This is a genomic window from Caballeronia sp. LZ029 (genome assembly GCF_031451275.1).
Lineage (GTDB): Bacteria > Pseudomonadota > Gammaproteobacteria > Burkholderiales > Burkholderiaceae > Caballeronia > Caballeronia jiangsuensis.
Genome location: NZ_JARUXO010000082.1, coordinates 1 through 312, shown reverse-complemented (window position 1 = coordinate 312; position 312 = coordinate 1). Strand labels below are relative to the sequence as shown.

Sequence of the window (312 nt, the reverse complement as noted above, 5' to 3'; positions counted from 1 at the left end):
GGACATCGCGCTTCAGTCCATCTCGTCGGCCTTGAAGCGCAGAAACTGCGCGTACAGCAGTTCCATCGTCGTGTGACGCACGTCGGCATGAAGCGGCGAGGGCGGCGAATGATTGATTTCATGCACGACCCAGTCGCCGGGTTTGTCGCCGACATCGAGCGCGTTGATGCAGCCCGTCGCCTGCGACAGATGCCCGAAGAACGCGCGCCCGCCGGCCGTGATCGCATGCGACAGCAACGCGCGATTCACGCCGCCGTGCAGCACGAGCAGCACCGTGTCCCATGAGACATCGCCGCGCAGCTTCGTCATGGC

Annotated in this window: 1 protein-coding gene; it reads right to left on the bottom strand. The window is 64.4% G+C overall.

What is annotated here, in order from left to right; translation table 11 throughout:
* Positions 1–12: 12 nt before the first annotated feature.
* Positions 13–312 (bottom strand): histidine phosphatase family protein (locus tag QCE73_RS34145; protein WP_309885354.1); only part of this gene is annotated, 300 nt, incomplete at its 5' end.